Origin of the sequence: Actinomycetospora sp. NBC_00405 (genome assembly GCF_036044095.1) — a bacterium.
Taxonomy (GTDB): domain Bacteria; phylum Actinomycetota; class Actinomycetes; order Mycobacteriales; family Pseudonocardiaceae; genus Actinomycetospora; species Actinomycetospora callitridis.
Map to the genome: position 1 here is coordinate 2,562,645 of NZ_CP107938.1, position 15,061 is coordinate 2,577,705.

Here is a 15,061-nt window from a genome sequence, read left to right on the forward strand (position 1 = left end):
GACTCACCGCGGGACCGTCGCGACGAGCTCGGCGAGCGCCTCCGTCACCAGCGGGCCGAGCTCGTCGACGTCGGCCATCGAGTCGCGGTCGGCGTTGAAGCCGTAGAAGACCCCGCCGTCGTACGAGGTCAGGCCCACCGCGAGGGACTGGCCCTTCGCCAGCGGCACCACGGGGTACATCTCGAGCATCCGCGCCCCCGCCGCGTACAGCGCGTGCTGCGGGCCCGGGACGTTGGAGACGACGAGGTTGAAGAGCCGGCGCGCGAAGCCGTTGGCCGCCCGGGCGCCCAGCGCGTGCAGGGTCGGCGGCGCGAAGCCCCCGACGCGCACCAGCGCGTTCGCCCCCACCGACTGCCCGGACTCCTTGTGCTCGCGCATGGCGTGCGCGACGTGGTGCATGCGCAGCACGGCGTTGGGCTCCCCGACGGGCAGGTCGACGAGGTACGAGGCGATCTGGTTGCCCAGCAGACCCGCGCCCGCGATCGAGCCGGTCGTCTCGGCGTCCCCGCGCACGGACAGCGGCACCATCGCCCGCATCGTGGTCGTCGGGGTCACCGACGCACCGCGGGTGAGCAGCCAGTTCCGCAGGGCGCCGGAGACGACGGCGAGCACCACGTCGTTGATCGTGCCGCCGTGGGCGCGGCGCACGGCGCGGTAGTCCTCGAGGTCGGTGCGGGTCATCGCGAACCGGCGCTGGGTGGAGATCGGGACATTGAGCGGGCTCACCGGGGCCGGCCGCACCGCGGTGCGCACCGCGGAGAACAGCCCCCCGGCGACGCCCGCGACCTTGGTGACGGTGTCCGCGGCGTCGCGCACCGCGTCGCGGGCGGCCTCGACGGCGTTGCCCGGACGGGAGACGTTCTCGCTGAACGCGTCGTACATCAGCCGCCACGACGACGGCTCGCTGCGCGCCACCCAGACGTCCTCGGGGGTCGAGCGCCCCGAGGCGGTGTCGTCGAGCACCACCTGGCCGATGTCGATCGACGCGACGCCGTCGACCATCGCCTGGTGGGTCTTGGTCACGAGCGCGACCCGGCCCCCGGACAGTCCGTCGACCAGGTACATCTCCCACAACGGGCGGGTGTGGTCGAGCGGGCGCGACATGAGCCGGGCGACGAGGTCGCACAGCGCCCGCTCGGTGCCCGGAGGCGGCAGCGCGGAGCGGCGGACGTGGTAGGTGACGTCGAAGTCGACGTCGTCGATCCACACCGGCCGCGCCATCCGGCCCGGCACCTCGCGGATCTTCTGGCGGTAGCGCGGCACGAGGCCGATGCGGCTCGAGATGAGGTCGACGAGGCCGTCGTAGTCGAACCCGGACTTCGGCTTGCGGAAGAGGGACACGCTCCCGACGTGCATCGGCGTGGTCGGTTGATCCATGTAGAGGAACGAGGCGTCCAGCGCCGACAAGCGGTCCGGCATGGGCGCGATCGTCGCACAGGGCCGGACCGGCGGCCGGGGGTCGGGCGCTCTGCCAGGCTGGAGGTGATGACCCCCTCACCTGTGTCGGACGCCGGGCCCCCGGTCTCCCCCAAGGACACCTTCGTCACGGTCTACGGGCGCAAGCCGGTGCTCGAGGCGCTGCGCGACCCGGCGCTGGCGGTCGACAAGGTCATCCTCGCCGAGGGGGCCGACCGTGAGGCGGTGCGCACGTTCACCGAGGCCGCCCGGGCCCGCGGGCTGGTGCTGCAGCGCGCCACGGCCCAGCGGGTGAAGGTGCTCGCGGGCAACGGGCGCCAGGACCAGGGCGTGCTCGCCGACGTCGTCGCCCCGCGGATGCGTCCGGTGGAGCACTTCCTCACCGACCTCGACCCGGCCGCCCCCGCCCGGGTGCTGGTGCTCGACGGCCTGACGAACCCCGCGAACGTCGGGATGATCCTGCGCTCGGCGACCGGCGCGGGCCTCGAGGGCGTGCTGGTCCCCCGCCGGGGCGTGCCGGCCATCGACCCCCTGGTGATCAAGGCCTCGGCCGGGGTCGCCTTCCACGCCCCGGTCCTGCGGTCCCGGACGGCCGCCACCGGCCTCGCGGCCCTGGCCGAGGCGGGGTTCGTCCTGTTCGGGCTGGACGGAGCCGCACGAGAGTCCCTGTTCGGGGCCGAGCTGCCCGAGCGGGTCGCCCTGGTCGTCGGGGGCGAGACCGACGGGCTCACCGACGACGTGCGCGACGAGCTGCACGGGACCCTGACGATCCCCCTCGCCGAGGGCGTCGAGTCGCTCAACGCCGCCTGTGCGGCCACGGTGGCCTGCTTCGAGCTCGCGCGCCGACGGACCTGACGGAACCGCCACCGTCCCCGGACCGGCGTGCCTAGGCTGGCCGCCGACCCCGCGACCCCGGTCCTCCCCCGCCGCCGCGACAGCGCTCCGCCATGCCGGGAGGACCCGTGTCCGTGACGCCGCTCGCGCTCGCCCCCTGCACCGCCCCCGCCCGGGCCCGCCGGGTCGGCGCGGTGCCGACGCCCCGGGTCCGGCGGCTCGCCGAGGTGCTGCCGCCGGCCCGGACGACGGTGCCCGTCGATCCGGACGACGGGGCACGCACGCGTCGGGCCCAGGAGGAGCTCGACCGGCTCGCGGCGGGGCTGCGTCCCGTCGCGCTGCGCCTGCTGACGGCCGTGGCCGACGTGCTGGCCGGCCGCCGGCCGCCCGGCGACCTGGGCCCGCTCCTGGGCCCCGACGCCCTCGCGACCCTGGTCCGGGCCACGCGGCACGTCGCGGGTCCGCGGCGCGGGACCAGGGACCCGGGCGCGCGCCCCGCCACCCGGGCGGGCCTGCGCGGCCTGCGCGTGTGCGCCGTCGGACCGCGGGCGGTGGAGGTCGTCGCCGTCGTGCACGGCCCCGAGCGTGTCCGGGCCCTCGCCGCGCGCCTGGAGCGCGCGGGCGACGGCCCGGCCGACCCGGGCCAGTGGCGCGCGGTGGCGCTGTGGCCCGGGTGAGCTGGGCCCTACCCCGGGGTCCGGGGCGGCGCCCCGTGGCACTGCTTGTACTTGCGGCCCGAGCCGCAGGGGCAGGGTGCGTTGCGCGACGGGGTGTCGGCGCGACGGGCCTGCTGCGGGTTGGCGCGCGCGGCGCCCCCGCCCCCGTCCGCCGCCGCGTGCCGCGACGCCTGGCCGTCCTCGTCGGGCCCGATGTAGTCCAGCTGCTGCGGGCGACGACCGCCGAGCCCCGCGCCCCGGAAGGCCTCGGGCACCGACTCCTGCCCCAGCTGGGAGAGCGCCGGACCGGAGGCCGTGGGCGGGCCGGCCGCCGGCGGGGCGGCGTGCGCCCCCGAGCGGCGGCCGTCCCGCTGGGCGTTGCGCTGGCCACCGCCGGGACGCTGCGACTCCGGCGCGGGCCCGCGGCCCGGACGGCCTCGCCCACCCCGCGCCGCCGGCTGGGCGGCGGCAGGAGACTGGGCCGCGGCAGGAGACTGGGCGGCGGCGGGCTGGGCCGGGGCGGCGGGTCCGCGCGGCGGCACCGGGATCGCGCTGGTCGGCGCGCCGGCCACCCGCGGGTCGACCGGCAGCGGGGCGGCGCCCGCCGTGGTGCGCGTCTGGCTGGTGCGCGGGTCGGGGGTGTCCGGGGTGATCGCCGCCTGGACGCTGGTGTCCGTCGTCGGGTTCGCGCCGGGCACGGCGTCGACGGGGGCCTGCTCCTCGACCTGGATGGTCAGGTTGAACAGGAACGCGACGGACTCCTCACGGATGCCCTCCATCATGGAGGTGAACATCTCGTAGCCCTCGCGCTTGTACTCGATCTTGGGATCGCGCTGGGCCATCGCCCGCAGGCCGATGCCCTGCTTGAGGTAGTCCATCTCGTAGAGGTGCTCGCGCCACTTGCGGTCGAGCACCGACAGGACGACCTGCCGCTCGAGCTCGCGCATCCCGCCCTGGGGCGCGATGGCGTCGATCTCGTCCTCGCGCTTGGCGTAGGCCTCCAGCGCGTCCTCGGTGAGGAGCTCGACCAGCATGTCGCGGTCGATGTCCTCCTGCTCCTCGACGAGGTCCTGCCAGCGGACCCCGACGGGGTAGAGCTGACCCAGGCCCGTCCAGAGCTTCTCGAGGTCCCAGTCCTCGCTGTAGCCCTCGGACGTCGCGCCGTCGACGTAGGCCGTCACGGTGTCGACGATCATGTTCTGGACCTGCTCGGACAGGTTCTCGCCCTCGAGGACCCGGTGGCGCTCGGCGTAGATCACCGTGCGCTGCTGGTTCATGACCTCGTCGTACTCGAGGATGTCCTTGCGGGCCTCGAAGTTCTGCTGCTCGACCTGGGTCTGCGCGCTGCGGATGGCCCGGGAGACCATCTTCGCCTCGATCGGCATGTCCTCGGGCAGGTTGAACCGGGTCATGATCGACTCGACCATGGCGCCGTTGAACCGCCGCATGAGCTCGTCGCCCAGGGACAGGTAGAAGCGCGACTCCCCCGGGTCGCCCTGACGTCCCGAGCGGCCGCGCAGCTGGTTGTCGATGCGTCGCGACTCGTGGCGCTCGGTGCCGAGGACGTAGAGCCCGCCGGCCTCCTTGACCTCGACGGCCTCGCGGGACACCTCGTCCTTGACCTCGGCGAGGGTCTCGTCCCACGCCGCCTCGTACTCCTCGCGGGTGTCGACGGGGTCGAGCCCCTTCGCGCGCAGGCGCTGGTCGGCGATGAAGTCGGGGTTGCCGCCGAGCACGATGTCGGTCCCGCGGCCGGCCATGTTCGTCGCGACGGTGACCGAGCCGCGCCGCCCGGCCTCGGCGATGATCTGCGCCTCCTGCTCGTGGAACTTGGCGTTGAGCACCGAGTGCTCCACGCCCCGCGAGGCCAGCAGCTTCGCCAAATACTCGGAGCGCTCGACACTGGTGGTGCCGATCAGCACCGGCTGGCCGCGCTCGAAGTGCTCGGCGACGTCGTCGGCGACGGCCTCGAACTTGGCGGGCTCGGTCTTATAGACGAGGTCGGCCTGGTCGACGCGCCGGGGTGGCTTGTTGGTCGGGATCGTGACCACGCCGAGCTTGTAGGTCTTCGAGAGCTCCGCCGCCTCGGTCTGGGCGGTACCGGTCATCCCGCAGAGCTTCTCGTACTGGCGGAAGTAGTTCTGCAGCGTGATCGTCGCCAGGGTCTGGTTCTCCGGCTTGATCTCGACGCCTTCCTTGGCCTCGATCGCCTGGTGCAGACCCTCGTTGTAGCGCCGGCCCACGAGCACGCGGCCGGTGAACTCGTCGACGATCAGGACCTCGCCGTCGCGGACGATGTAGTCCTTGTCGCGGAGGAAGAGCTCCTTGACCTTGATCGCGTTGTTCAGGTACCCGACGAGCGGGGTGTTGGCGGCCTCGTAGAGGTTGTCGATGCCCAGCTGGTCCTCGATGAAGGACACGCCGTCCTCGGTGACCCCGATGGTCTTCTTGCGCTCGTCCACCTCGTAGTGGACGTCCTTGGTCATCTTCGGGGCGAGCCGCGCGAACTCGGTGTACCACCGGGCGCTCTGCTCCGCGGGGCCGGAGATGATCAGCGGGGTGCGGGCCTCGTCGATGAGGATCGAGTCGACCTCGTCGACGATCGCGAAGGCGTGCCCGCGCTGCACGCACTCGGCTTTCGACCAGGCCATGTTGTCGCGCAGGAAGTCGAAGCCGAACTCGTTGTTGGTGCCGTAGGTGATGTCGGCCTCGTAGGCCGCGCGCCGGTCGGCGGCCGGCATGCCCGCGAAGATGGCACCGACCTCGAGACCGAGGAAGCGGTGCACACGACCCATCCACTGCGAGTCGCGCTGGGCGAGGTAGTCGTTGACCGTGACGACGTGCACGCCCTCCTGGGCGATCGCGTTGAGGTACGCGGGCAACGTCGAGACCAGGGTCTTGCCCTCGCCGGTGCGCATCTCGGCGACGTTGCCCTCGTGGAGGGCGGCGCCGCCCATGAGCTGCACCGGGTAGTGGAACTGGCCCAGCGTGCGGGACGCGGCCTCGCGGACGACGGCGAAGGCCTCGGGCAGCAGGTCGTCCAGGGACTCGCCGCCGGCGTACCGCTCGCGGAACTCGTCGGTCTTCGCCCGCAGCTCGGCGTCGGTGAGCTCGGCTATCTCGTCGGCGAAGGTGTCGACGTAGTCCGCGATCTTGCCGAGGCGCTTGACCGTCCGAGTCTCACCCGCCCGCAGCAGTCGGTTCAGGACCACGGTGGTGACCTCGCTCGTGCTCGTCGGCGCTCGGGTGCGGGCCGGCCCCGGCGCGCGCACCGGCACGGGCCCGCCCCCATCGTAGGTGCAACGGGGACGGGCCCTGTGTGCCCGTGCCGTCAGGCGAGCGCGATCACCCCGTAGTCGTAGCCGTGGCGGCGGTAGACCACGCTCGGCCGCCCCGTGGCGGCGTCGGAGAACAGGAAGAAGTCGTGGCCGACGAGCTCCATCTGTGACAGGGCGTCGTCCACGCTCATCGGGACCGCATGGTGCTCCTTGGTCCGCACCACCTGGCCGGGCCGGCGCTCCCCCGCGTCCTCCGCAGCGTCCTCCCCGGCGTCGTCCTCCGGCGCGACGTCGTCCCCGGGCTCCCGGGCCGCCGGGACGTCGACGCCCCAGTCGCGGCCGTGCGAGTGGCCGTTGGTGGCCGGCTCCGCGGGCTCGAGCAGGTCGGTCACCGCCCCCGCGGTGCCCTCGAGCTCCTCGGTCACCGTGATCGTGCCGGTCGCCCGGGCCACCGACACCGGCACGCGACGGCCGTGGCTCACGCGGCGCCGGTCGTGGGCGCGGCGGAGCCGGGCCTCGAGACGTGCCACGGCCTGGTCGAGCGCACAGTAGAAGTCGGCGGAGCAGCCCTCGCCGCGGACCACGGGGCCGCGACCGCGGCCGGTGATCTCCACGCGCTGGCAGTTCTTCGCCTGGCGGGGGTTCGGCTCGTGGGAGAGCTGGACCTCCATCCGCACGATCTTGTGGTCATAGCGCTCGAGACGCGACAGCTTGTCGGCCACGTGCTCGCGGAAGTGTTGGGGAACCTCGACGTTGCGTCCACAGAGAACGGTCTCCAAGACGACCTCCCGATCTGGGGGAATGCGATGCGCGGCCGTCTCCTGGGTGGAGCTCCGGGCACACCGTCCTCGGGGGCCCGCGACCGCGTCGAACTGCGACGTTCGCGCCTCCTGTCGTTCACCTCGGCGGGTGTGGTGCGTCACCGTAGTGACTCCTGCCGGTCCTGCGGAAGGTCCGATCTGCCCGGGTACGGCTACGCGGCGGACACTCGACCGGACGGTCCACCCCTGGTCACGGGCACCGGCCGGGTGAGACGAGCGTGCGGGTCCGTACCCACCCGGACGAGTGACCGGCGGGCGCGGGGGTCGGCCACGGTGAGCACCACGATCGCGTCCACCGGCCGGCCCGCCGCGGCGAGCAGACTCGTCGCCGCGCGGGCGGTGGCTCCGGTGGTCAGGACGTCGTCGAGCAGCACCACCGCGCACCCCGGCGGCGGCAGCCCCCGCGGACGCAGGCGCAGGTGGCGCGCGAGGTTCTCGGCGCGGGCGGCGGCGTCGAGGCCCACTGCGTCGACGGCCCTCCGGCCCAGCGCGAGCGCCCGGGCGACGCAGGGCACCCCCGGCTCGCTCCGTGCCGCGCCCCGGACGACCGCGCGGGCCAGGCGCAGCACGTGATCGCCCCCGCGGGCACGCGCCGCGGCGGGACGCGACGGGGCGGGCACGAGCGCGGCGGGTGGGACGTCGTGTGCGCGCAGGCCGCCGGCGACGTGCTCCGCGAGCGGCCGCGCGAGCTCGCGGCGACCCCGCTCCTTGTAGGCCAGCAGGGCCTCGCGCGCGCTGCCGCCGTAGGGCGCGAGCGCGATCACCGGGGGCAGGCCGGGCAGGTCGAGCAGCGCCGGGCGTCGCCACCGGTCCCGGCACGCGGCGCACCAGCGCTCGCCGTCGGCCCCGCAGCCGGGGCACGGGGCGGGCAGCAGCAGGTCGGCGAGGGCGAGCAGCGCGCGCTGGGCTCGCGGCGTCTGCGGGGCTCGCTGCGTCTGCGGCACTTCGGCCGGGGGCACCCCGCCAGGCTCGCGCCACGGGTGCCCCGACGGCCAGCGTCGCGTCCGGGCCTGGGGACGCATCCGGGCGATGGGGACAGCCGTGCGGGACGGCGGGCGCTGCGTCAGCCCGGGTACGCCGGCACGGTGGAGGCGCCGAAGCCCGGCACGGCCTGCCACACGTCGGTGCCCGACCCGCTCTCGCCGCCCAGCGGCAGGGTCCAGGTGCCGCCCTGGTCGGCCACGACCAGCGGTCGCCCGGGCCGGGCCGCCACCGCGGTCACCGGCGGCGTGATGTTGGTGGTCGAGAGGGACTCGAGGTCCAGGCCGTCGACCGAGACCAGGGTGACCGGCCGGTCGGCCCGGTTGCCGACGGTGACGATCTGGTCGGTGCGGGTCCAGCCGACGTCGAGGACCTGGTCCAGCGACTCGGGACGCAGCGCCGCGACCGACCCCAGCCGGGCGTTGCCCGCGCCGTCGCGGGCGATCGCCGCCACCAGCACCCGGCCGCCGGACACGAGCGCGACCCGCGCCCCGTCCGGCGAGATCCGCAGCGCCGACAGCGGCCCGAGCGCCCCCGGCGCCGCGGTCACCCCCGCCGCGACCAGCCCGGACGCGTCGACGGGCAGCGGGCGCGCGGCCCCGGGCGGCCCGGCCCGCGCCGCCCGCACGACGGTGGTGCCGTCGGCGACCGACCACACCTCGTTCGAGTCCGGGGTCCACGACGGCCGGGCCAGCGACCGGCCCTCGATCCCGCTCGCGGCGAGCTCCGACCCACCGGCCCCCGTGAGCAGGCGCATCCGGGGGACCGCCGGGTCGGCGGACACCCCGTCCTGCGCCACGAGCGCGACGTCGCCGTCGGCGCTCGCCGAGGCGGAGGCCGCCCGGTAGGTGCCGCGCCCGGCCGGGCCGCCCGCGGGCTCCCCCGAGAGCAGGCGCAGGCGCCCGTCGTCGGCGACGAGGACGGGGACGTCGGACTCGCCCGGGCCGCCGACGACGGGGTCGACGGGCAGGTCGGGACGCCGGGCGACCTCGGGCGGGAGGCCGGCGAGCGCGGCGGCGATGTCGACCTCGGGGACGCCGGGAAGCAGGGGTTCGCCGTCGACCAGCAGCTCGACCCGTGCCACCCCGATGCCGGCCAGCGTCAGCGTCACCTGCTGCGCGACCTCGCGGCGCCGGCGGTCGTCGAGGGGGCCGGTACGGGTGAGGTCGACGACCGCGGTGCCCTCGGGCGTGATCGTGACGTCGGAGCGGAGCGCGGTGCCGACCGGCAGGGCGCTGACGGCGGCGCCCGCGAGCGACTCCGAGGGCCCGGCGAGCAGGTACTGCATCGTGCGCGTCGGCACCGAGCGCGCCGGGGTGGTGGCCAGGTAGCGGGGGTCGGAGACGGGGCTCGCGCGCTGCGGGTCGAGGAACCAGGTGCGCACCGGGCGGGTGTTGGCGCGCAGGTCCGAGCGCCGCACGATCGTGCCCGTCGGGAGCGAGGAGATCCGCCACTGGCCGTTCTGCTCGGTCAGCCCGACCTCGACCTCCACGGGGCGCACGCCGGCGTCGAAGACCCCGTCGGGCGTGAGCACCCCGAGCGCGGTCGCCCGGACGCGGACCCGTGCCTCGCCCACCGGCACCGGGCGGTCGACGAACACGGTGTCCACCTGGTCGGAGACGACCACCGGGCTGGCCCCGTCGTCCCACGTCCCGGCCGTCGCCGAGGTGAGGAACCCCCGCGCGGCGCGGTGGCGCTCGGCGGTGGCGCCGGAGGCGAGCACCCAGCCCCGGACCGTCTCCAGCGGCCCGGCGTCGCGCGCGGGGCCGGGCGGCGCGGTCGGCTCGGCGGCGTCGCCGACCTGCCGCAGCACGGTGACCTCGGACGAGCCGGGCACCGACGCGCAGCCGGCCGCGAGCAGCACCGCGAGGAGGAGCAGCACCACCCGGCGCACCCGCGTCACCGGATCACCGAGGACGTGCCCGGTCCCGAGGGCGGTGCGGGATCGGGCAGGGTCGGCTCGGGCAGGGTCGGCTCGGGCAGGGTCGGCTCGGGCAGGGTCGGTCCGGGCAGGGTGGGCTCGGGGAGGGCCGCTTCGGGCATGTCGGCCCCGCCGTTCGTCGTGTCCCCGTCGCCCGTGTCGGCCTCGGGTGGGGGCAGCGCGGTGCCCGCGGTGGGCGCGGCGTCGCGGATGCCGGGCTCGGCGGCGGCCGGGGCGGCCGCGACGGGCAGCAGGGGCAGCGGGCTCGTGCGCAGGCGCTCGCCGTGGCGCAGCGGCAGCGTGAGGCGGAAGACGGCGCCCTGGTCGACCTCGCCCCAGGCCTGCAGCCAGCCGCCGTGCAGGCGGGCGTCCTCCAGGCTGATCGCCAGCCCGAGCCCGGTGCCGCCGCTGCGCCGCTGGCGGGACGGGTCGGCGCGCCAGAACCGGTTGAACACGAGGCCGGCCTCGCCCGGCTTGAGGCCGACGCCGTGGTCACGCACGACGACCGCGAACGCGCCCTCGTCGGCGGCCAGGCGCACCTCGATGGGCCGGCCCTCGCCGTGGTCGATGGCGTTGGCGAGCAGGTTGCGCAGGATGCGCTCGACGCGGCGCGGGTCGACCTCGGCGAGGACCTGGTCGCCCAGGTCGAGCAGCAGCGGGGTGCCGGTGGCCTCGACGAGGTGCCGCACCGTCTCGGCCGAGCGCCGCACGATCGCGCCGACGTCGACCTCCTCGAGGCCCAGCTCGGCCATGCCGGCGTCGAGGCGGCTGATCTCCAGCAGGTCGGCGAGCAGCGTCTCGAAGCGGTCGAGCTCGTCGACGAGCAGCTGCGCCGAGCGCGCCGACGTCACCTCGGCGGGGTCGACCTGGGCGTGCAGGACCTCGGCGGCCATGCGCACGGTGGTCAGCGGCGTGCGCAGCTCGTGGCTGACGTCGGAGGTGAACCGGCGCTGCAGCGCCCCGAACTCCTCGAGCTGGCGGATCTGCGACTGGATGCTCGCCGCCATCTCGTTGTACGACTCCGCGAGCCGGGCCACCTCGTCGTCGCCGTGGACCGGCATGCGTTCGTCGAGATGGCCGTCGGCGAACCGTTCGGCGACGTCGGCGGCCTGGCGCACCGGGCGCACGACCTGGCGGGTGACCACCGACGAGATGCCCGCGAGCAGCACGAGCAGGACTCCGGCGGCGAGCGCGAGCGTGCTCTGGACCAGCGCGAGCGTGCGCTGCTCGGCCGAGAGCGGGAAGAGCAGGTAGAGCTGCAGGTTGCGGCCCGCGGTGCGCACCGGCTGGCCGACGACGAGCGTGGGCACGGGCGCGGCCTGGTCCGACGAGGCGACCGTCAGGTACTTGGTGGCGAGGAAACCCTGCAGCACCGGGGCCCGCAGCTGGGGCGGGATGACCTCGGCGGGCCCGGCGCTGACCTCCACCGTGACCCCGCCCGGGACCGTGGGCAGGGCGCCCGGGGCGCCCGCGCCCACGGTGTCGGAGCCGGCGATGAGCACGGCGTCGAACGCGCCGGCGTCGCTCGTGGGGTCGGTGCCCCGGGCCAGCCCGTCGTGGTCGGCGCCCTGACCGCTGGTGGAGAGCCGGTCGAGGACGTCGTCGAGCACGGCCTGGGCGCCGTCGCGGTCGGGGTCGATGCGCGCGAGGTCGCGCTCGAGGGCCTGGCGGGAGATGTCCGCCTGGATCAGGGCCGCCTGCTCCTTGCCCTGCACGAGCCGGTCGGCGATCTGGGTCTGCAGCACGAGGCCGAGCACGGCCACGACGACGATGGACATGGCCAGCGTCGAGAGCACGACGCGCAGCTGCATCGAGCGCCGCCAGAGCACCCGGACCTGACCCACCCGCTCGGCGGCGAAGCGCTCGAGGCGAAGGCGCAGGCCCGTCAGCACGGTGTCCCCCGGCGGCCCGGACTCAGGGCGGCCCGGCCTTGTACCCGACGCCGCGCACCGTCAGCACGACCTCGGGGTGCTCCGGGTCGATCTCGACCTTGGAGCGCAGGCGCTGCACGTGGACGTTGACCAGCCGCGTGTCGGCGGCGTGCCGGTAGCCCCAGACCTGCTCGAGCAGCACCTCGCGGGTGAACACCTGGCGCGGCTTGCGCGCCAGCGCCACCAGCAGGTCGAACTCCAGCGGCGTCAGCGGGATCGTGCGCCCGTTGCGGCGCACCTGGTGGGCCGGGACGTCGATCGTGACGTCCCCGATCTGCATCTGCTCGGCAGGCTCGGCCGGGAACTGGCGCAGGCGCGCCCGGATGCGCGCCACGAGCTCCTTGGGCTTGAACGGCTTGACCACGTAGTCGTCGGCGCCGGACTCCAGGCCCAGGACGACGTCCACCGTGTCGGTCTTCGCCGTCAGCATCACCACCGGCACCCCGGACTCGGCGCGGATCGCCCGGCAGACGTCGATGCCGTTCATCCCCGGGAGCATGAGATCGAGCAGTACGAGATCCGGCGCGTTCTCCCGCAGCGCCGGCAGCGCCGCCGGTCCGTCGCCCACCACCGTCGTCTCGAATCCCTCGCCCTGCAGGACGATCGTCAACATCTCCGCCAGCGAGGCGTCGTCGTCCACCACGAGGATCCGAGAGGTCATGTCTCAATGGTGTCACTTCTCACCGACGATCCGGGGCCGATGTCGCCCGACGAGCCGGTTCCGAGCCAGTTGGCGACCCATGACTCCGCCGTTCGGGTGAGCGCCATGCGGTCTCCGTCGGTGCCGACCACCGCCCAGGGCGCCAGCCAGGCCCGTTCGACGAGCTGGTCGTACACCGCGGCGCACCGCGCCTGCAGCGCCGCGTCCGCCTCGTAGCGGTCCGGGGTGCGCGTCGGGTCGGCCGCGGCGCGGTCGCGGACGCGCTGCGCGGCGAGCTCCCCGGGGACGCGGACGAGCACATGCGCGTCCGGGGCCGGCACCCCGAGACGGCCGATCTCGAGGGCGTGCACCCAGGCCACGAACGCCCCGTCGACGTCCTCGCCGCCCCGGGCCGCCCCGTACGCGGCGTTGGAGGCGACGTAGCGGTCGACGAGCACGAGGTCGTACTCGTCGCGCGCGGCGCGCAGCGGGACCGCGGCGCCGGCCCGGTCGAGCGCGAAGAGCACCGCCATCGCGTGGATCGAGCCGCGGAGGTCGCCGTGCCCGCCGTGCAGCGCCTCGCCGGCGATCGCGGCGTGCACGTCGGCGTCGTAGCGGGGGAAGGCGAACGCCCCGACCGTCGCCCCGCGGGCGCGGGCGGCGTCGGCGAGCGCGGCGACCAGCGTCGCCTTGCCCGCCCCGTCCAGGCCCTCGACGGCCACCACTACGCCCACTTCTCCAGACCTTAGGCGCGGGCCCGGAACGACCGAAGGGCGCCTCCACCCGCGTCGAGCGGGTGAAGGTGCCCTTCGGTCAGACCGTCAGTCGGTCACGTCCACCACCGGAGCGCGGCGCAGATCGGTCGGTAGCGCGACGAAGGAGCGCTGACGGCCGATCTGCTTGCCGCGACCAACTAGTAGCGGTAGTGATCCGGCTTGTACGGGCCCTCGACGTCGACGCCGATGTACTCGGCCTGCTCCTTGGTGAGCTTGGTCAGCTCCGCGCCGAGCGCCTCGACGTGGACCTTGGCGACCTTCTCGTCCAGGTGCTTCGGCAGGCGGTAGACGCCGATCGGGTACTCGTCCGGCTTGGTCCAGATCTCGATCTGCGCGATCGTCTGGTTGGCGAACGAGTTCGACATGACGAAGCTCGGGTGCCCGGTGGCGTTGCCGAGGTTCAGCAGCCGGCCCTCGGACAGCAGGATGATCGAGTGGCCGTCCTCGAACTTCCACTCGTCGACCTGCGGCTTGATGTTGATGCGGTTCGCACCGGACTTCTCGAGCTTCTCGACCTGGATCTCGTTGTCGAAGTGGCCGATGTTGCCCAGGATCGACTGGTGCTTCATCCGCTTCATGTGCTCGAGGGTCACGATGTCCTTGTTGCCGGTCGTCGTGATGACGATGTCGGCCTCATCGATGACGTTCTCGAGGGTGTTGACGTCGTAGCCCTCCATCAGCGCCTGGAGCGCGCAGATGGGGTCGGACTCGGTGACGGTCACGCGGGCGCCCTGGCCGCGCAGCGACTCGGCGGAGCCCTTGCCGACGTCGCCGAAGCCGCAGATGACGGCCTTCTTGCCGGAGATCAGCACGTCCACGGCGCGGTTGATGCCGTCGATGAGCGAGTGGCGGCAGCCGTACTTGTTGTCAAACTTCGACTTGGTGACCGAGTCGTTGACGTTGATCGCCGGGAAGAGCAGCTTGCCCTCGTTGAAGAACTCGTACAGGCGGTGGACGCCCGTCGTGGTCTCCTCGGTGACGCCCTTGATGCCCGACGCGACCTTGGTCCAGTGCTGCGGGTCCTCCTCGAGGCTGCGGCGCAGCGTGGCCAGGACGACCTGGTACTCGGCCGGGTCCTCGGCGGTGACGCTCGGGACGACGCCGGCCTTCTCGAACTCGACACCCTTGTGGACGAGCATGGTGGCGTCGCCACCGTCGTCCAGGATCATGTTCGGGCCGCGGGTGTCGGCGTCCTTCCACGCGAGCATCTGCTCGGCGCACCACCAGTACTCCTCCAGCGACTCGCCCTTCCAGGCGAAGCAGGAGATGCCCTGGGGCTTCTCGGCGGTCCCGTGCGGGCCGACGACGACCGCGGCGGCGGCGTGGTCCTGCGTGGAGAAGATGTTGCAGGAGGCCCAGCGGACCTCCGCGCCCAGCTCGACGAGGGTCTCGATCAGCACGGCGGTCTGCACCGTCATGTGCAGCGAGCCGGAGATCCGGGCGCCGTGGAGCGGCTTGGCCTCGGAGTACTCGCGGCGCAGGGCCATCAGGCCCGGCATCTCGTGCTCCGCCAGGCGGATCTCGCGGCGCCCGAAGTCGGCCTCGCCGAGATCGGCGACGGCGAAATCGATGCCGTTGCGCGTGTCGTGCTTCTGGTCGACGGTGCCTACTGCGTTCGTCATGACTCCCTCTGGTCAGTGATCGTTGGACCGTGCGAAACGGTGCCGAATCCGTGGACGTCCGGTGTGTCGCCGTCGCTCGCTGTCGCGCGGGCGGGAGGACGGCACGCCGGGGCACGAGGACTCAGAACACGCTTCATCACCATCCGCAGGCGCCCTTGCGAAGGTCCGGACCACTACCGAGCGTG

General features: G+C 74.2%; 11 protein-coding genes. 2 read left to right on the forward strand and 9 right to left on the reverse strand.

Features of this window, described 5'->3' with window-relative positions; genetic code table 11:
* Window positions 1-3: 3 nt before the first annotated feature.
* Window positions 4-1,419, reverse strand: coding sequence for a WS/DGAT/MGAT family O-acyltransferase (locus OG774_RS12615; protein WP_274193072.1), 1,416 nt, complete (start codon window positions 1,417-1,419; stop codon window positions 4-6).
* Between the two features lie 66 nt (window positions 1,420-1,485).
* On the opposite strand from OG774_RS12615, the gene OG774_RS12620 reads away from it, so the two are divergent.
* Both OG774_RS12620 and OG774_RS12625 read left to right on the forward strand, forming a co-directional pair.
* Window positions 1,486-2,271, forward strand: a complete 786-nt coding sequence (locus OG774_RS12620) for a TrmH family RNA methyltransferase (RefSeq protein ID WP_328309881.1) — start codon at window positions 1,486-1,488, stop codon at window positions 2,269-2,271.
* A gap of 107 nt (window positions 2,272-2,378) precedes the next feature.
* Window positions 2,379-2,927: an Rv3235 family protein gene (locus OG774_RS12625; protein WP_328309883.1), complete on the forward strand. Its 549-nt coding sequence runs from the start codon at window positions 2,379-2,381 to the stop codon at window positions 2,925-2,927.
* Between the two features lie 8 nt (window positions 2,928-2,935).
* On the opposite strand, the gene secA is transcribed toward OG774_RS12625, so the two are convergent.
* The 8 genes from secA to ahcY form a co-directional block, all read right to left on the reverse strand.
* The gene (gene secA / locus OG774_RS12630; protein ID WP_328309885.1) at window positions 2,936-6,118 is read right to left on the reverse strand and encodes a preprotein translocase subunit SecA; all 3,183 of its coding nucleotides are present in this window, start codon (window positions 6,116-6,118) and stop codon (window positions 2,936-2,938) included.
* 119 nt (window positions 6,119-6,237) lie between these two features.
* Window positions 6,238-6,963: a ribosome hibernation-promoting factor, HPF/YfiA family gene (gene hpf / locus OG774_RS12635; RefSeq protein WP_328309887.1), complete on the reverse strand. Its 726-nt coding sequence runs from the start codon at window positions 6,961-6,963 to the stop codon at window positions 6,238-6,240.
* 194 nt (window positions 6,964-7,157) lie between these two features.
* Complete coding sequence (locus OG774_RS12640; protein ID WP_328309889.1) at window positions 7,158-7,964, reverse strand: ComF family protein; 807 nt, start codon at window positions 7,962-7,964, stop codon at window positions 7,158-7,160.
* A gap of 104 nt (window positions 7,965-8,068) precedes the next feature.
* Window positions 8,069-9,889: an LpqB family beta-propeller domain-containing protein gene (locus tag OG774_RS12645; RefSeq protein WP_328309891.1), complete on the reverse strand. Its 1,821-nt coding sequence runs from the start codon at window positions 9,887-9,889 to the stop codon at window positions 8,069-8,071.
* A complete protein-coding gene (gene mtrB, locus OG774_RS12650) occupies window positions 9,886-11,718 on the reverse strand; it encodes an MtrAB system histidine kinase MtrB (RefSeq protein WP_442873998.1) in 1,833 nt (610 codons plus the stop codon). The genes OG774_RS12645 and mtrB overlap by 4 nt, the downstream gene beginning before the upstream one ends.
* Before the next feature lie 103 nt (window positions 11,719-11,821).
* Entirely contained in the window at window positions 11,822-12,499 is a 678-nt protein-coding gene (gene mtrA / locus OG774_RS12655; protein WP_328309893.1) for an MtrAB system response regulator MtrA, read from the reverse strand.
* Window positions 12,496-13,212 (reverse strand): dTMP kinase, encoded by a 717-nt coding sequence (locus OG774_RS12660; protein ID WP_328309895.1) that lies wholly within the window; start codon window positions 13,210-13,212, stop codon window positions 12,496-12,498. Before OG774_RS12660 ends, mtrA begins: the two co-directional genes overlap by 4 nt.
* A gap of 179 nt (window positions 13,213-13,391) precedes the next feature.
* Entirely contained in the window at window positions 13,392-14,876 is a 1,485-nt protein-coding gene (ahcY, locus tag OG774_RS12665; protein ID WP_328309897.1) for an adenosylhomocysteinase, read from the reverse strand.
* Window positions 14,877-15,061: the final 185 nt, after the last annotated feature.